Raw genomic sequence first — 17,012 nt, 5'->3', positions numbered from 1 at the left:
TACATACTCGGATAAACCGGGCAACAGACTTGAAAGAGGCGACAATGAGTAGTGCTTTCGACTGGCGAGCCAAAGCCGCTTGCAGAGACAAGGATCCTGAACTATTCTTCCCCGTTGGCAACACCGGTGCTGCGTACCAGCAGATCGAAGAGGCTAAGAGCGTGTGCAGAACCTGCAAGGTCATCGATGCATGTCTGAGATGCGCGCTGGACACCAATCAGGATTATGGCGTTTGGGGCGGCTTGAGCGAGGACGAACGCCGAGCGCTGAAGCGCAGAGCCATGAGAGCAAGACGCTCCCAAGCTATCCAGATGCAGGCGTAACACGCATCAACTTCATATCAGGTCGCGTTGGATGGAAACATTCAGCACGACCTTTTCCTTTTTGGACGCCGATTGCATGGCTTTTGCACGACTCTTGCACGACTATCGCGTGACCGTCCGTGTGGCTCTATTCCCTATCATTTTGGGATTCCTGGGCGGCTCTAAGCTTCATTGACAGCGCCACGCGCGTGCCTCCATCTCGACGGGGACCCCACTTGACCGACCCACCAAAATCATTGGTCACGAAAGTGTTGATGATCTGCGTGCCAAGGCCTGAACCCGTTGACTTTGCCATGCCCTCCTTGGATTCGCTGCGATATCCGTTGCCGTCGTCTTCCACAACAACGTTCAGGGAGTTGCCTCCTCGACCCACGGAAATGGTGATATGCCCCTCTTTGCGGCCTTCAAAGCCGTGTTCTACGGCATTGTTGATCAGTTCTGTCAGCACCAGAGACAGCGGGGTTGCATCCTGGGCAGGCATCATGCCGAATTTTCCAAGGAAGGTTATCGAAATCTTCTGCTCCTCGGATATGGCTAGATCAACGCTCAGCTTGAGCAGATTCGAAATGACCTTGTCAAAGTCGACGATTTCATCGGCAGTCTGGCTCAATCCCTCATGTACGGCCGCTATGGTCTGCACGCGCCGCTGTGCCTCTTCCAATTCGGCCTTTACCTCGGGAAGCTTCGTCCGGCGAGCCTGAAGGCGTAGAAGTGCTGAAACGGCCTGAAGATTGTTCTTGACGCGATGATGGATTTCGGAGATTGTCGCATCCTTCGTCTGCAGTTCCTGTTCACGTCGACGCAGTTCCGTGACATCGCGGCAGAGAATCACGGCACCGATACGTCCATGCTCGTCCAAAAGCGGCAACGAGCGTATGGATACGGCTGAACGGTTCGCGGCAAGCTCGGAGTCGATGGCAGCCTTCCCGCTCAACACCAGGGGCAGGCTCTCAGGAACAGGATCGTTCTTGTGAAGCAGCGAGGTTCCAATTTCACTGAGATAGCGACCCTGCATGGTCTTCACCGAACCCAGCCTTCTGAAGCAGCTGGTAGCATTCGGGGATGCATAGCGCACGATTCCCTCTGCCGTGATGATGATGAAGCCGTCAGAGACACGGGCAATGTGCCGCTGGTTGATGACAGCATCGACATAGGGGAATTCTCCACGGGAAATCATGTTGAAGAGCATCTTTCCCGATTCGATGCTCTCGCTTTCGTAACGACCGTTCGATTCGCGCGTCGCCATATTCGTTTCCCGAACAACGAGGCCCAGCGTCTTACCCTTATGCTTCACCTGCGCATAGACGTCGCAGACCGTGAACCGTCCAAGGGTACGCACTCGCCGAGAATGCAGCGGGGTGTCGAGCTTCATGGCCTCATCAAGCTCGCCAGTGAGATCATCAGGAACCTGATTGCCGACAACGTCCTCCGATCTGAGGGACATTACGGTCGATGGTCTGCATTGCTCGGCAACGACGTAATGCCCATCCCCTGTCTGGAGCAGCAACAGCAGATCGGCAAAGGTAAGATCCGATATGACTTGCCAGTCCGCAACGAGATGATGAAGCCATTCCCTATCGTCATTGGTAAAGTCCGGACGGGTCGCAAGGATGTGGGTAAAATCTGCCATGTCTCCATCATAATGATGACTGCGCACTTCGCGCTTCCTGGAAACGCGGACGGTGAACTGGATTCCCATTCTGAACTAACTTACGGTATCGTAGGTTACGCTATCGTAAGTTCTGGAGGTAAGGCATGCCAGCGCAAGTTCACATTGACCCATCTGACACGAAAAAGACTCGTACGCCCCGACTGGACGTGCACGGCCGGGAGAAACCGTTGTTGCGCGGATGGATTCATGCGGGAGCGACACCCCTAGCATTGGCCGCTGGCATTGTTCTCATATGCCTCAGTCCGACTGCCGCACTGAAATGGGCATGTGCGATCTTCATGACGTGTTCCTTGGTTCTCTTCGCAAATTCCGCTCTGTATCATCTTGGCAATTGGTCTCCAAGGCTTACCGTCTTGCTGCGTCGGTTCGACCACGTCAACATATTTCTCTTGATTGCTGGAACCTATACGCCTTCATCGTTTGCGCTCGCACCATTGTGGAGAAACATCATTCTCGCTGGCATGTGGACCAGCACGGCCATAGCGATCATCATTCACGTCGTGTGGATCAACGCTCCGCGCTGGCTGTACACGGCCGTGTACATCATCTTTGGAGTGTCAGGGGTGGCATTCCTCGGTCTCTTCTGGAATTCGCCAGTGGCAGGGCCTTCAGTCGTCTGGCTCATCGTCGCCGGAGGAATCTGCTACATTGCAGGTGCCATCGTATATGCTCTGAGACGGCCGGATCCGTGGCCAAAGGTCTTCGGTTTCCATGAAATATTCCATTGTGGAACCATCGCTGGTTACGCATGCCATATGGTTGCCATTTATCTTGTCATCTGCCGTCTCATGTGACGAGATTTCAAGGCTTCTCGCAATCCAGCAAGGAAAACCCAGAACAGGTCTATATGAAGCGCCTGTTCTGGGTTGTTGCCGTGTTGAGTTATTCGGCCTGTTCAATGGTGTCAGACTCTTTGCAGCCTGGCACACCGATCAAGGAGGAGCTTTATGCCTACTTCAGCGGCTTGGATTCGATGATGTTGACCTTGATGTCGCGCCCGTTTGGTGCCTTGTAGGTCACCTGGTCGCCCTGCTTCGCATCCATGATCGCTGCGCCAATCGGTGACTCTGGGCTGATGACGTCGTAATCCGTCGCTACCGCAATGTCGCGGGAGCCGAGGACGTATGTCACCTTGTTACCTGCGAGGTCAAGCGTAACGATGGAACCGTTGCCCACCAGACCCGCCTTGGGAGCCTTGAGAATCTTGGTGTTGCGCAGCTTGACAATCAGCTCGTTGATGCGCCCCTCGTTCTTGCCCTGCTCCTCGCGAGCAGCCTGATAGCCACCATTCTCGCTGAGATCTCCCTCGGCACGAGCTGTTGCAATACGCTCCGTAATCTCTTCACGGTATTCGCCCTGCCGATGGTCAAGCTCCTCCTTGAGCTTGTCATACGCCTCTTGTGTCAGCAAGATGGTCTTTTCCTCTGCCATGATTCCTCCTTAATTGTGTATTGAGCAGTAAGTGTATTACGGTTTTCGACACCATGTGTCAAAAACGCGTGAAATGATGATTCGTCTGACCACCGCCATGGATGCCTGCTCCGCATCCTCATAACAAAAAAGACGCCGACAGCAGCCGACGTCCCCTGTTTCAGTGTTCAGCGTGTTGAAATGATGTCAACGACAAATACGAGCGTATCCGTTCCACCGATTCCAGCCTGGGGCACGCCCTGCGTTCCGTAGCCATACTCGGGTGGGATACTCACTAGAAGGCGAGAACCGACATTGTGGCCGGGAACCGTTTGATCCCAACCCTTGATAACACGCCCGACACCAATGGGGAAGCTTGCCGGCTCATGACGGTCGAAACTTGAATCAAATGGCTTTTCGGAGCCCCAGGTGACGCCATGATAGTTTACGGTCACGGTATCGCCCTTGCGAACCACAGGACCCGTGCCTGCAACCAGCTCAACGGATTTCAAACCGCTGGGAGCTTCGCCATCAAACTCGATGGTTGGTCGTTGACCGAAATCTTGAGCGACCTTGGGCATATTCGCGTCTGACATAAGTTCTCCTTGCCTTACAATAACAAAGTTCTACGGTATTACCTTTTAGCCAATATCACAAACTCAATCCGTGTTGAGCAAGCAAGATTTCGCAATCCCAACAGCATGTGCAAGACTGACATTGCGAACTCAAGCATGGGCAATGTACGTGAATATCATGACCATGTAAAACACTCCAAGCGCCGCAAGAACCAAGGTGATGACACCAGTCACGACGACCGGAGCAAGGCGCTCGGAGAACCGTGGAGCGACGATTTTGGCGACGAACCATGCCACGAAACCCAACACCGCGCAATTGAATCCGACAGCCAGACGCTGTGAGACGGAGAGAGGCTCTGCATCGATGCCGGCAAGCAAGGAATCAAAGATCGCTGGTATGACGAAATATCCCCAGGTGGCGTATGCGATGAATCCACCAAGCCCGAAAATCACCGGTGCCAAACGGGCACGCAGCGACTCTTTGATTTGCATGGAAACGTAGTCAATGGCCCAGAACAGAGCGAAACCGACCGTATAGCAGAAGAACACAGCCAGCATGCTCGCAATGCAGATCCATGGCACCAGTGCGATCCCTGTGTTGGTGGCCATAGCGAGTATGAATGGCGCACAGATGATTTCTCCAATGCACAGCAACGCAGCGGCACAGATTACCTGCGTCAGTATTTCTGGAACCTTATGGACTGGTATCGGATGTTCTTGTTTCTGATGTTCTTGTTTCTGATGTTCTTGTTTCTGATGTTCTTGTTTCTGATGTTCTTGTTTCTGATGTTCTTGTTTCTGGTGGACTTTTGCTTTGTCTAATGACTTGGACACATGAACCTCATCTCAACTGTGACGCTGTGCAATGAAGCTTAGCATCTGCAACCGCCTGTACCATCAATGACGGGTGCCCCAGGTGGGAATCGAACCCACATGTCTTGCGACGTCGGATTTTAAGTCCGATGCGTATACCGTTTCGCCACTGGGGCATGGCCGCTAGCAACGACCACCCTGAGTATTATGCCACGTTTGCAGCGTTTTGCAGTAGGCGCGTCAACAATCAAGCATAATTCCAACCAGCAGACCATGCTCGCCCGCTTAATAGGAGTCCATTAGAGTCCCTTGCCACTATTCCGGTTTGCATAGTGGTTTGCACAATGGTTTGCATAATCGCTATTCTCCATAACACAGTTTCCAAAGTTCACACAAGTGTTTATGGAGCAACGGGCATTTCCATCGCTCCTGTATACGCCAGCAAATCCGCGTAGCTTGTACGGAAGACTGTGTTGGGATGACCGGCTGCAGCCCAGATTTCTGGAAATTGCGCTAAGGACGTGTCAAGAATCGTTCTTATCGCCCGACTGTGACCCAGTGGCGCCACTCCTCCTATGACCTGCCCCGTCTGTTCCAACACAAATTCAGCATCGGCACGATGGAGTTTGCCACTGCCGAGCTGGTGCTGCACATACCGCACGTCGACTCGATGCGCTCCTGATGTCAGAATCAGCAGTGGCTCGTTGTCGCAACGAAACACGAGACTGTTGGCAATTGCGCCAATCGAGCAACCACATGCTTCAGCGGCTTGAGCGGCAGTCCTTGTCGCCTCACTGAACACACGAATGTGATCGGTATATCCATGTTCGGCAAGTGCAGCCCGCACCAACATAACCTTGGGATTCGTTAACACAGCCTGTACCGCAGCATCATTACGCTCTGTTTCTGAAACACGCTCTGCTTCTGAAACATGCTCTGCCGCTGAATCGCGACCTGCCTCTTGCTCGTGACTGTGTTCCACTGACTGACGTTCCAAGAAGTACCACCTTAGTCTGAACAGTACAAGCCATAGTTGCGCTTGTGGTGCCCTTCGCCGATACGGGCATAGCCAGCGTATCGGCGAAAGACTTGAGACAACTTAACCGCAACCATGTTTCAGAAAGGTTAGCTGCTGTGAGATGCAGTAATGGTCTCCCCCATTATGCGAATCTGACGAAGCTGAGCATTCGCTGATTCAATCGCCTCATGACTGTCATCGCCCATGATGAGACCGTCAACATAATGCAATTCGACATCGTCAACCCGGCAGTAGTGTTTGAAGGTACGCTCGCATATTTGCAACTGCAGAGCGTCATCCATGCCACTTGTCCGATACCATTCCTCGCTATCCCCACACAGCACGAATATCCTCACTGTTTTGCCGACAAGAGCTCCTGGCAGTCCGTCTCTTCTGTAGGCGAAGCCACGGCATAGCACTCGTTCAAAGAAGCCTTTCATCATCGCGGGCATCGCATACCAGTAGATAGGAAAAACAACAGCGATGACATCAGAGTCTGCAATCTGTGCCTGCAAGGGCACAACATCCGAAGGAAACGGTGCTCTGCCGAGGTAGTGCTCACGGTCTTCATTCGTATATACAGGGTTGAAACCGATCCGGTGCAGGTCTAGCAGTTCTGCCTCGGCACCCGAGGCCGTCGCACCGTTGAGAAATGCATCGGCCACGGCATTGGTGAGGCTATCAGTTTTGGGATTACTCGTAATGGCAAGAACTTTCATGGTGTTCCTTTCGGCGAAATACGTAGATGTACTTGCATGAGATCGATATATATCGATATATATATATCGACTTTATACATATTGACTGCTTCGAATTGTTTCAAAGATTCTGCCTGTTAGCCAAATATCCAGTTCAATGGTGACGACTCCAAGTGCGCAGAACCTCCAGTGGGTCTGCGTGAGTTGTCGTATTTACCATCGACAAGGTAAGCACACGATAATCCCATGTCAGATGCGTTTACCGTCTCGCCACTACGGAATCAGATGTTATCTGCAAGCATCTTTCGACCGCGATCGAGGACAATGCCATCCAGAAGACCGTGCTCGCTGGCCAGGAATGAATCGATATGCCTTCCCTGAGTTGCTGCAGCCGATGCGACCCTGGTGAGCACACGGGTCCAGATCAATGCGCCTCCGCCAACGACGTCAATTCGCCCAGGATGTATCGCCCCTACCGTGCCACGTTCTTTGCGACTCATGCGAAGCACACGGTCATCCGCCTTCAGAACATCGTCGAAAGTAATTCGTGCACCATCAACTGCATGGCGATCATAGCTTTGGCAACCCATGGCGATGGCACTCATGGTGGTGACGGTACCTGAGACGCCAATGATGGTTGATACATCCTGCGCTGGAATACGGGTGAACGCCTCGTCTATGTGTTCGTCGATGTCTGCAGTGGCCTCTTCGATTTGCGCCTCTGTTGGAGGATCGGCGAGTAGATGCCGCTCTGTCATGCGCACAGAGCCGACGTTCATTGAGAAACCGGCTCGAACCTGGTACTCAGGCACTGCGTCGCCATCGCCTCCCACAACCAGCTCGGTGGAGCCGCCGCCAAGATCGACCACCAAATATGGTGCGTGATCACGCATATGAGCCTGTGGTGGTGTCTGTGACTGATTCTGTGACTGATTCTGTTTCGAATGCAAGGTAGCCGTAGCTCCCAGAAAACTCAATGCGGCCTCTTCGGACCCTGGAATCACCTCTGGTCTGACACCGAGAATTGACTCGACAGCATCTTCGAACTCATTGCGATTCGCGGCATCGCGCGTCGCTGACGTAGCCACGAAACGCAGACTGTCGACATGCTGTCTGCTCAAGACCTCTGCAAATTCCCTTACTGCCGCATACGCACGCTGCAAGGCATCATCGGAGAATCGGCGGTTCTTATCGACACCCTCGCCAAGCCTGATGATTCGCAGGATTCGCGGCGTGACCACATGCAGCCCATGCGCATCGACCTCGGCAATCATCAGTCGTATCGAATTGGTGCCGCAGTCTACTCCGGCTATGGTCACTGAATCCATCAGCTTCTCCTCCAACAATGCTCTTCGTATGTGAAGCTCAACCATGCATCTCACACATGATCCGAGTGTAACGCTGCTCGGCATCATTCAGCATAGTCATCATCATGCTCATGGCGGCGTTCATCCATTGCAGTCGCATAGTATTGCCAAGTCTGACATCACACAACATGCATTATTCCAACGGCATTCTTGGCCTGTAGCGGAATATAATGAAATGGTTCAGGAACTGGGGAAATTAAAGTTGCGTTGAGGCCTTATTCCCCTTCTGACAGCACACCAAGGGGAAAATTCATGACACAGGTACTTGTTGCAGGCATTGACACATCGACTCAATCGGTAAAGGTCAGAATCACTGATGCCGGCACCGGACGAATGGTGCGATTTGGGCAGGCGAAGCATCCCAACGGCACCAGCGTAGATCCACAACGCTGGTGGGATGCATTTCTCGAAGCGGCACAGCAGGCTGGAGGACTTGACGATGTCAGTGCACTGGCCGTCGGCGGCCAGCAGCACGGCATGGTGCTTCTTGACGCTCAAGGCAGAGTGATACGAGACGCATTGCTATGGAACGACACGCGTTCTGCACCAGATGCAGAACGGCTTGTCGCAGAACTTGGAAAGCCGGAAAAAACAGCCGACGAACAGGATCTTGCCGACGACCCCATGCTGCGAGGACGCCAACGCTGGGTCAAGGCAGTCGGATCCTCTCTGGTCGCCTCATTGACCATCACCAAGATAGCCTGGGTTGCAGAGCACGAGCTTGAACATGCGGATCGGGTTGCTGCCGTATGCCTTCCTCACGAATGGCTGAGCTGGAGAATCGCAGGGTATGGTCCGGTCGAAGATGGCAAGGAAGCAGCATTGGATGCATTGTTCACCGACCGCTCGGATGCTTCAGGAACAGGCTATTTCGACTCCGTCAGCAACACGTATCGCATGGATCTGTTCAAGATGGCATTCGCAAGAGACAATGTGACGCTTCCGAAGCTGGTCGGCTCACACGACGTTGCAGCCAAGGCAGACCCATCCATCGCAGGAAAAGACGTGGAAGGAGGATGCATCATCGCTCCTGGCGGCGGTGACAATGCCATGGCTTCGCTGGGATTGAACATGAAGGTTGGGGATGTTTCCATCTCGCTGGGCACTTCAGGCGTTGCGGCAGCAATCGCTTCAGAACCCGTGTATGACATGAGCGCATCGGTCACCGGTTTTGCCGATTGCACCGACCACTGGCTGCCGTTGGCCTGCACCATCAATGGATCGAGGATCATCGATGCAGGACGATCGATGCTCAGCGTCGACTATCAGCAACTTTCTGATCTAGCGTTGCAGTCGAAGCCTGGAGCAGAGGGCATCACCTTGATTCCGTATTTTGACGGTGAGCGCACGCCGAACCGACCGGAGGCTACAGGAACCTTGCATGGCATGACCATGAGCAACGTCAAGCCTGAGAACATAGCCCGTGCCTTTGTCGAATCGTTGCTGTGCACGCAGCGAGATTGCCTCGAATTGATCGAGGGACTCGGCGTGGATGTCACACGCATACTGCTGATCGGTGGCGGATCGAAAACTCCAGCAGTGCGCACGCTGCTTCCCTCGATTCTTGGGTCAGAGGTCACATTGCCACATCCCGATGAATACGTGGCCATTGGTGCGGCACGTCAGGCAGCATGGGTTCTTGACGGCTTGGATCAGGCACCGGAATGGCCCGTTGCAATCGACGAGACGCTATCCGGCGAAGCAAACAACGACGTATTCCAACAATACGCAAGCTATCGCGGCTGATATTCCAGCAACGGCAACAACACAGGCAAGGGCTGCAACTTCCACGGTGAACGTGAACGTTGCAGCCCTGCTCGCATTGACTGAGCCTGACACAGCAAATATCACAGAATGCTGCACCGGCACAGGTTACGGTCGAAGCGTCCTGCTGCAGCTACCATGTTCAGAGCCATATCGCCGATTGGATTGACTCCAGAGCCCATGCACAGGCTCTGCCCCACCAGCGCATGCAGACATTTCACACGGACAGGCATGCCCCCTGCGCTGATCCCCCTGATATGGCCATCATCATCGCCAAGCAGTTCCGCGAGTTGCGATCTGAAGGCCAGATAAGCCAGATGAGCCTGTTCGTAGGCTTCTTTCAGCTCCTGATCCTCTTCGATCTGCTCTGAGAGTTGCTTCATCGTTCCGTCAGCTTCAAGGCTGGATACTGCCTTCACTGCCTCGGGACTGGTGAGATAGAAAGTCGTTGGAAATGGAATGGACCCTTGCAGCAACGGTCGAGTCACCACTGCCAGCGGTCTTCCACATCTGCATCGCGCACCAACCGCGATCATGCCGCGTGGATAGCGCGTCAACTGCCGCTCGACAAGCTTGATTTCGGCATCTGTCGCAGGCGAGTTCAGGACTTCGTTCAGCCGAGTTCTCACCCTTGACTGCAACTGTTCATCGAGCGTGTCTGCATTCGTTCCAGCCTGGGATGGTGCCGTTGCACCTTCCCTGTGCTGTACGCCTTGGTCTTGAGAAGTATCGTTGTCTAGAGAAGTATCGTAATGATTCATATTCGATTGAATGGTTCCTTATGGCAGTTATCTTCAAGACTCGACTGTGAACTGCTTCAGTCTGAGGACGATGACGATGACGATGATGGCGATTGCGTAGATTGGGCCGATGTGGAGCTTGGCGTTGGGGAACTCTTCGAGGATCCTCCCTTGGAGGAGTCTGCAGACGACGAGCCGCCCGAAGACTGCCCGGCCTGTTTGTCGGCCTTGTTGAACGCATATGAAAGCTCGCTATACCAAGGTAGCGTTGTTGTGTCCGAGGAAGAATCTGTCTGCTTCGCATCCTTATTCGTCTTGGTTCCGGTGACAGCCTCGGGATGAAGCACTCTGACGGCTTCCTCACCGGGGAAGACGAAGCCCAGTCGTTCTCGTGCTTGAGCGGTCACATACGCCTTGTCGTTCCACCGTGAAATCTGGTTTTCCAGATCTTTCTTCTGCGCCACGAGACTGGCTTCCTGCTTGCGCAAACCATTGAGCTCTGAAAGATTGATTGCATAGGTGTGGAAGGTAGAGACCAATTCCATCGTACTGAGAAGAATGATAATCATGGCAATGAAAAAAGAAATCGGGCCGGAATTGCCCAGGGTGTGAGCCGAGGAGCCCTGCGATGGCCGTGCGGAACCAGTGGAAGTCCGTCCGCTGCCCTTGGATGTCTTGCTCATGGTAAATCCCCAGATTCTTTCACGAAGCCATTGTACCTTCACATACGGTGTAAGTTGCCCAACTGCTTTACCATACTGTTTGCTCTACTGCTTGCCATACGAAAATACCCGTCACACTCGACTGAGAAAGTGACGGGCATCGTATGGTTCAGGACCTGAGATTGCCTCAAGCCCTGAAGCAATAACTACTTGACATACTTCTTGCAAGCCTTGAATGCGCTGTAGCCAGCATACTGTGCGGTTGAACCCAGCTCCTCTTCGATTTCGAGAAGACGGTTGTACTTGGCGATGCGCTCGCCACGTGCAGGAGCACCGGTCTTGATCTGGCGGGTGTTCTTGGCAACTGCGAGGTCAGCGATGGTGGTGTCTGGGGTTTCGCCTGAACGGTGAGAAACCATGGAAGTGAAGCCATTGGCTGTTGCGAGTTCGATGGCATCCAGCGTTTCGGTGACTGAACCAATCTGGTTGAGCTTGACGAGCAGCGAGTTTGCAGCCTTCAGGTCAATGCCCTTCTGCAGACGCACCGGGTTGGTGACGAGAAGGTCATCGCCAACGAACTGAAGCTGGTCGCCCATCTCGGCCGTGATCTTGGTCCATGCGGACCAGTCTTCCTCCTGGAATGGATCCTCGATGGAAACCAGTGGATACTTCTCGACCAGACCCTTGTAATAGTTCAGCAGCCAGTCATCGTCACGCAGCTCGCCTTCGAAGAGGTACTTGCCGGTTTCCTTGTCGTAGAACTCGGAAGATGCAACGTCAAGGGAGAGACCAATCTGCTCGCCTGGCTTGTATCCGGCCTTCTCGATGGACTCAACGATGAGGTCAAGAGCCTCGGCGTTTGAATCGAGGTTTGGTGCGAAACCACCTTCGTCACCGAGACCGGTGCTCAGACCGCGTGCCTTCACAACGCCCTTGAGCGTGTGATAGACCTCGACGCCTGCGCGAAGGGCTTCCTTGTATGAATCGAATCCATATGGGGAAACCATGAATTCCTGAATGTCAACGTTGGAATCTGCGTGAGCTCCACCGTTCATGATGTTCATGTTCGGGACAGGAAGAATGTGTCCGTTGGTTCCTCCGAGGTAACGGTACAGAGGGAGTTCAGCCGACTCTGCTGCCGCATACATTGCTGCGAGCGAGACGCCGAGAATGGCATTGGCGCCAAGCTTGCCCTTGTTTGCCGTTCCGTCGAGCTCGATCATGGTGTCGTCGATGGCACGCTGATCTGTTGCATCCATGCCGATAACGGCTGGTGCAATAACGTCGTTCACGGCCTGGACAGCTCCGAGAACACCCTTGCCCTGATAACGATTCTTGTCACCGTCGCGACGCTCCCAAGCTTCTGCTTCACCGGTTGATGCGCCGGAAGGAACGAGGCCGAGGCCCTGAGCTCCGTCTTCGGTCTCAAGAACTACCTCTACTGTTGGGTTTCCGCGGGAATCAAGGATTTCGCGTGCGTATACGCTTTCGATTGCTGCCACAACTTCTCCTTAAGACATTGTGTTGTTCTGACATCATCCAGCGTAGTGCTTTTTATGGACGAGCAGTGCGTGTTGCACAGAAATGAATGTGAGCGCTCACATTTCTGTGCGAATGCGCGAGTCACTTTTCGACTTCCATCCTGCGCACATGCATGCCGCAGCATGATTCAATGCTGGTGCGGATGCCATGCCAGGTCGTCCAGAAGCTGGGCGGTCCATGCCAGGATATGCTCGGAATCCATGGCTTGCTGACCGAGCGAGCCAGCGAATGGAGCCGGTACCAGCAGTGTGTGGGTGACCGGACGGTACTGCGAGGATCGATAGATTCGCTCGATACGCATGAGCACCGACTCCTGAGGGTCGATCTTTGCGATGCGAACGTTTCTTCCCTGTCCGCCAATCTCGGTGATGCCAAGCTTCTGCGCCTTGAAACGAAGCCGTGCCACGTCAAACAGGGCTTCGAAATCCTGCGGAGGCATTCCATAGCGGTCGGTGAGCTCTTCCCTCAGTTCGTCCAAGTCCTCTTCATGCTTCGCCGCTGCAAGCTTGCGATATGCTTCCAAGCGCAGCTTGTCCGAATCGATATAGTCAACGGGAATCGAAGCTTCGATGGGCAGGTCGATGGACACAGCCTGCTCCTCCTCGGACTCCGGCTTCTTGTAGTGTTCTACGGCTTCAGACACCATGCGCACATAGAGGTCGAATCCAACGCCTTCGATATGGCCAGACTGTTCGCTTCCGAGAAGATTGCCCGTACCACGCAGTTCGAGATCCTTCATGGCGACCTCATAGCCAGAGCCCAGGGCGGTATTCTGGGCAATCGTTGCCAATCGGTCGTGAGCTGTCTGAGTCATGGGCTTGCTGGGATCATAGAGGAAGTAGGCATAGGCTCGTTCCCTGCCTCGCCCGACACGCCCTCTGAGCTGATGCAGCTGACTGAGTCCGAAACGGTCAGCATGGTCGACAATCAGGGTATTCGCGTTCGAAATATCCAAGCCCGTTTCGATGATTGTCGTGCAGACCAGCACATCGATGTCTCTATGCCAGAAATCTCGGATGACATGGTCAAGCTGACGTTCGCCCATCTTGCCGTTGGCGATGCCGATATGCGCCTGCGGCACCAACTGTGCGATATGAGATGCCACCCTGTCGATGTCCTCGACGCGATTATGCACGTAGAAAATCTGACCTCCCCGCAGCAACTCTCTCGTTATCGCCGCCGTAAGCTGTGAATCCTCGCTCGCACCGACATAGGTCAGCACAGGCAGACGATCTTCAGGAGGTGTATCCAGGGTTGACATCTCTCGAATGCCGGTAACGGCCATTTCCAAGGTTCGCGGAATAGGCGTGGCAGAAAGACTCAGCACATCCACATTGGTTCGCAAAGCCTTAAGCGTTTCCTTGTGCTCGACGCCGAAACGCTGCTCCTCATCAATGATGACAAGACCTAGATCCTTGAACCGTATCTTGGGGTTCAGCAATGCCTGCGTTCCGATCACCACGTCCACGGTTCCATCTGCAAGGCCTTGGGTGGTGGCTTTGATCTCCTTGGGTGTCTGGAAGCGGCTCATTGCGGCCACGTTGATGGGAAATCCTTCGAAGCGCTCGTTGAAGGTCTCCTGATGCTGCTGCACAAGGAGAGTCGTTGGCACGAGCAAGACAACCTGCTTCGAGTCCTGCACCGCCTTGAACGCCGCGCGGACCGCTATCTCTGTTTTGCCGAAGCCCACATCGCCACAAATCAGGCGATCCATGGGCATGGGCTGTTCCATGTCGTGCTTGACTTCGTCAATGGTGGTGAGCTGATCCGGCGTTTCCTGGAACGGAAAGGCGTCTTCCAACTCCTTCTGCCATGGAGTGTCGGGGCTGAATGCGAAGCCTTTGGTGCGTTGACGTGCCGAATAGAGCTTGACCAGATCCGCTGCGATCTCACGCACATGTTTGCGAGCCTTGGCCTTGGTTGCCGCCCAGTCTCCCCCGCCCAACCTGTTGAGCTTTGGGGCCTCGGCACCAATGTACTTGCTGATCTGATCGAGTTGATCGGTTGGTACGTAAAGTTTGTCGGAAGGCGCATTGCGCTTGCTTGGAGCATATTCGATGACCAGATATTCCCGCTGTGCCCTCTGAGCGCCCTTGCCTACGCTCCGTTGCTTCATTCCGGTGAAACGTCCGACACCATGCTGCTCGTGGACGACGAAATCACCGGGTTTGAGTTCCATGAGATCGATGCTTTTGCGGCGACGTTTCGGCGTTTTCAACTGTGCCGACGCACTGGTTCTTCCAGTCAGGTCGCGTTCGGTAAGCACTGCAAGCTTTGCCGCGCGGTCGACGAAGCCGTTGGGAGTGAGCGAACGAATCGGCGTGAAGGTGGTGATGCCTGTCTCATTGATGGCTCGCTTGAGTCGCGACAACGTTCCCTGCGCGGCTGCCGTGAGGATGACTGTGAAATCTTGTCTGATAAGACCACTGATTCCCGAGCTTGCCTTCTCTTCCTCTCCCCTGAAACTCTCTGGGTTCTGAGCATCAAGCTGATAATGGCCTTGAACGTGGGAGTCAACGCCGAATCCTGTAAGCCGAATGACTTCCTTGTGTCCAAACTCCATGGCTGACAAGGTTTCATCAAAATCAAGGAAACTCGCCTCGTCAAAGGTTATTGGAGCTCCCGAACCGTGACCAGATGCGGCGACATGCCAGCTTGCTGCCAGGAATTCATTGGCTGTCTTTGCCAGATCATCCGCAGATCTGCGCAGACGCTCTGGATCGTCCAGCATGACCATGGCATCGTCAGGCAGCATACTTGGCACCTGTTCAAGATGGTCAACCAACGCTGGCAGCAGGGATTCCATGCCTTCGACAGGTATGGCCTTGGAAATCGATTCGAGCATATCCTCAGCATTGGGAATCTGTCCAACAAGTGATGCAGCGCGGCGGCACACCTCTGGTGTGAGCTGCAATTCTCGGCATGCGGTCGCCCAGATGCTCGGAATCGAATCGCCATAGGTGCGTTGATCCGAAACGTTGAATTCATGGATGCCATCAACTTCATCGCCAAAGAATTCGATGCGCACCGGATGTGCTGCAGTCGGTGGGAATATGTCGAGGATGCCTCCACGAACGGCGAATTCACCCCTATCCATGACCAAATCGACCCGAGAGTAAGAATTTCTGACAAGCAGTCGCGCAGCCTCATCCAGCGCGATCTCCTTGCCAGTCTCAAAAACCAACGGTTCGACGTCACCCAAGCCAGCGACAACGGGCTGGATCAAGGATCGGACAGGCATGACGAGAATACGAATCGGGCCGAACATGCTGCTACCGACGAGTGGATGCTTCAAGCGGCGGAATACGGCCATTCTGCTGGCAACCGTGTCGGCGCGCGGTGAGAGTCGCTCATGCGGCAAAGTTTCCCACGCTTGCAGCAGCGCAATGTCCTGTGGATTTCCCGGATACCACGAGCGGATTGCTCCTACCAACTCTTCGGCATCTCTGCCGGAAGCGGTTATGGCGACAACCGTCTTTCGTGCCGCGGATGCAGCGATAAGAGCTGGTCGTAAACCTTCCGGGATGCCCAAGGTCGTTGACGGACTGGTCTTCGATTCCGAGATGTCGGTCTCACCCGTCACCACAGCCTGGAATATGGGATCGTGTTGCAAGAGTTCAAGCAGATGTGACAACGATCCCTCAACGCGAGCATTCGGCACTGCTGTATGCTCTGTTTCAGAACCCGTGGCCTTCGAAAGCACCTGCTGTCTCACATCATCGACCATTGAATTTCTCCTGAGCCTGTCCGAGGCCTTCGTTCATGATTGTTTCCACCGCATCGGCACCATCGCCGAGAAAGTTACCCAACTGTGATTTCTGACTTGCGCTGAAGCCGCCAAGAACCCAATTCACGGTTTTGGCATGTGCATCCCCCTGACGGGCTGCATGACCAACGCCGAGCCTGACACGAGAATAGGCGTTCGTTCCGAGTGAACGGTCAATCGATTTGATGCCGTTGTGCCCACCTGCCGAACCGCCAGCCTTGACCTTGATGCGCCCGAATTCCAAATCCATGTCGTCGTGTATGGCAATGACATGTTCCGGCGCGATGTCGTAATACGAACAGATGGAAGCGACGGCGTTGCCTGAATCGTTCATGAAGGTGAGCGGCTTGGTCAGGAAAAACTTGAGCGGAGCGCCGGAAAGCCGCATTACGCCTTTACCGAGCAACGCAAGTCCCTTGTGATCGGACAGTGACACGTTCCAACGCTCGGCTAGGATGTCCGCGCACATGAAACCCATATTGTGTCGGGTACCCTCATAGCGTGAACCGGGATTCCCCAAACCTGCTATCAACCAAAAATCAGACGACATGCCGTAAAACCAATCTTTCTCGCGCAAAACCCCTCAGATTGTACCAACTGGCATGACGCATTTGTTCTGAGCATATGAGTTTTGCGGCAATTGCTGGATATCAAAGCCGTTT

The 17,012-nt window shown here is 54.0% G+C and carries 14 protein-coding genes, 1 tRNA gene and 1 pseudogene; 3 read left to right on the top strand and 13 right to left on the bottom strand.

Annotated features, from left to right (window positions below; all coding sequences use genetic code 11):
- Nucleotides 1-44 precede the first annotated feature (44 nt).
- Nucleotides 45-323, top strand: coding sequence for a WhiB family transcriptional regulator (locus tag QN215_RS05150; protein WP_094693199.1), 279 nt, complete (start codon nt 45-47; stop codon nt 321-323).
- Nucleotides 324-450: 127 nt separating this feature from the next.
- Here QN215_RS05150 and QN215_RS05145 read toward each other — a convergent pair whose 3' ends face one another.
- Nucleotides 451-1,953, bottom strand: coding sequence for a sensor histidine kinase (locus QN215_RS05145; RefSeq protein ID WP_369343295.1), 1,503 nt, complete (start codon nt 1,951-1,953; stop codon nt 451-453).
- Between the two features lie 170 nt (nt 1,954-2,123).
- Between QN215_RS05145 and QN215_RS05140 the strand changes: the two are divergent.
- A pseudogene (locus QN215_RS05140) lies at nt 2,124-2,789 on the top strand (hemolysin III family protein); the annotation flags it as partial.
- Between the two features lie 157 nt (nt 2,790-2,946).
- Here the strand turns inward: QN215_RS05140 and QN215_RS05135 are convergent.
- The 7 genes from QN215_RS05135 to QN215_RS05105 all read right to left on the bottom strand — a co-directional run bounded on the left by QN215_RS05135 (nt 2,947) and on the right by QN215_RS05105 (nt 7,837).
- Nucleotides 2,947-3,426, bottom strand: a complete 480-nt coding sequence (locus QN215_RS05135) for a GreA/GreB family elongation factor (protein WP_369343294.1) — start codon at nt 3,424-3,426, stop codon at nt 2,947-2,949.
- A gap of 167 nt (nt 3,427-3,593) precedes the next feature.
- Nucleotides 3,594-4,001 (bottom strand): FKBP-type peptidyl-prolyl cis-trans isomerase, encoded by a 408-nt coding sequence (locus QN215_RS05130; RefSeq protein ID WP_369343293.1) that lies wholly within the window; start codon nt 3,999-4,001, stop codon nt 3,594-3,596.
- Between the two features lie 129 nt (nt 4,002-4,130).
- On the bottom strand, nt 4,131-4,589 hold the full coding sequence (locus QN215_RS05125; RefSeq protein WP_369343292.1) for a hypothetical protein: 459 nt from the start codon (nt 4,587-4,589) through the stop codon (nt 4,131-4,133).
- A 299-nt stretch (nt 4,590-4,888) separates the two neighbouring features.
- Nucleotides 4,889-4,969, bottom strand: a tRNA-Leu gene (locus QN215_RS05120).
- A gap of 224 nt (nt 4,970-5,193) precedes the next feature.
- On the bottom strand, nt 5,194-5,790 hold the full coding sequence (locus QN215_RS05115) for a YbaK/EbsC family protein (RefSeq protein ID WP_369343291.1): 597 nt from the start codon (nt 5,788-5,790) through the stop codon (nt 5,194-5,196).
- Nucleotides 5,791-5,918: 128 nt separating this feature from the next.
- A complete protein-coding gene (locus tag QN215_RS05110) occupies nt 5,919-6,530 on the bottom strand; it encodes an NAD(P)H-dependent oxidoreductase (protein ID WP_369343290.1) in 612 nt (203 codons plus the stop codon).
- Between the two features lie 260 nt (nt 6,531-6,790).
- Nucleotides 6,791-7,837: a Ppx/GppA family phosphatase gene (locus QN215_RS05105; protein WP_369343289.1), complete on the bottom strand. Its 1,047-nt coding sequence runs from the start codon at nt 7,835-7,837 to the stop codon at nt 6,791-6,793.
- 291 nt (nt 7,838-8,128) lie between these two features.
- On the opposite strand from QN215_RS05105, the gene QN215_RS05100 reads away from it, so the two are divergent.
- Entirely contained in the window at nt 8,129-9,622 is a 1,494-nt protein-coding gene (locus QN215_RS05100) for a xylulokinase (protein ID WP_369343288.1), read from the top strand.
- 101 nt (nt 9,623-9,723) lie between these two features.
- Here the strand turns inward: QN215_RS05100 and QN215_RS05095 are convergent, their stop codons facing one another.
- From QN215_RS05095 to pth, 5 genes are all read right to left on the bottom strand, one after another.
- A complete protein-coding gene (locus tag QN215_RS05095; protein WP_369343287.1) occupies nt 9,724-10,401 on the bottom strand; it encodes a DUF501 domain-containing protein in 678 nt (225 codons plus the stop codon).
- Between the two features lie 56 nt (nt 10,402-10,457).
- The gene (locus tag QN215_RS05090; RefSeq protein ID WP_369343286.1) at nt 10,458-11,063 is read right to left on the bottom strand and encodes a septum formation initiator family protein; all 606 of its coding nucleotides are present in this window, start codon (nt 11,061-11,063) and stop codon (nt 10,458-10,460) included.
- Nucleotides 11,064-11,248: 185 nt separating this feature from the next.
- Nucleotides 11,249-12,544, bottom strand: coding sequence for a phosphopyruvate hydratase (eno, locus tag QN215_RS05085; RefSeq protein WP_369343285.1), 1,296 nt, complete (start codon nt 12,542-12,544; stop codon nt 11,249-11,251).
- Nucleotides 12,545-12,711: 167 nt separating this feature from the next.
- Nucleotides 12,712-16,311, bottom strand: a complete 3,600-nt coding sequence (mfd, locus tag QN215_RS05080; protein ID WP_369343284.1) for a transcription-repair coupling factor — start codon at nt 16,309-16,311, stop codon at nt 12,712-12,714.
- Entirely contained in the window at nt 16,301-16,900 is a 600-nt protein-coding gene (gene pth, locus QN215_RS05075) for an aminoacyl-tRNA hydrolase (protein WP_369343283.1), read from the bottom strand. The genes mfd and pth overlap by 11 nt, the downstream gene beginning before the upstream one ends.
- Nucleotides 16,901-17,012 lie beyond the last annotated feature (112 nt).

The organism is Bifidobacterium sp. WK041_4_12 (assembly GCF_041080795.1).
GTDB lineage: Bacteria > Actinomycetota > Actinomycetes > Actinomycetales > Bifidobacteriaceae > Bombiscardovia > Bombiscardovia aquikefiricola.
The sequence above is the reverse complement of the archived record's forward strand: the minus strand, read 5'-3'. Positions and strand labels throughout refer to the sequence as shown.

Coding starts and splice junctions, on each gene's coding strand:
- QN215_RS05150 (WP_094693199.1), top strand. CDS start 45: ATGAGTAGTGCTTTCGACTGGCGAGCCAAAGCCGCTTGCAGAGACAAG.
- QN215_RS05095 (WP_369343287.1), bottom strand. CDS start 10,401: ATGAATCATTACGATACTTCTCTAGACAACGATACTTCTCAAGACCAA.
- QN215_RS05110 (WP_369343290.1), bottom strand. CDS start 6,530: ATGAAAGTTCTTGCCATTACGAGTAATCCCAAAACTGATAGCCTCACC.
- QN215_RS05105 (WP_369343289.1), bottom strand. CDS start 7,837: ATGGATTCAGTGACCATAGCCGGAGTAGACTGCGGCACCAATTCGATA.
- QN215_RS05145 (WP_369343295.1), bottom strand. CDS start 1,953: ATGGCAGATTTTACCCACATCCTTGCGACCCGTCCGGACTTTACCAAT.
- pth (WP_369343283.1), bottom strand. CDS start 16,900: ATGTCGTCTGATTTTTGGTTGATAGCAGGTTTGGGGAATCCCGGTTCA.
- QN215_RS05090 (WP_369343286.1), bottom strand. CDS start 11,063: ATGAGCAAGACATCCAAGGGCAGCGGACGGACTTCCACTGGTTCCGCA.
- QN215_RS05125 (WP_369343292.1), bottom strand. CDS start 4,589: ATGGCCACCAACACAGGGATCGCACTGGTGCCATGGATCTGCATTGCG.
- QN215_RS05100 (WP_369343288.1), top strand. CDS start 8,129: ATGACACAGGTACTTGTTGCAGGCATTGACACATCGACTCAATCGGTA.
- mfd (WP_369343284.1), bottom strand. CDS start 16,311: ATGGTCGATGATGTGAGACAGCAGGTGCTTTCGAAGGCCACGGGTTCT.
- QN215_RS05135 (WP_369343294.1), bottom strand. CDS start 3,426: ATGGCAGAGGAAAAGACCATCTTGCTGACACAAGAGGCGTATGACAAG.
- QN215_RS05130 (WP_369343293.1), bottom strand. CDS start 4,001: ATGTCAGACGCGAATATGCCCAAGGTCGCTCAAGATTTCGGTCAACGA.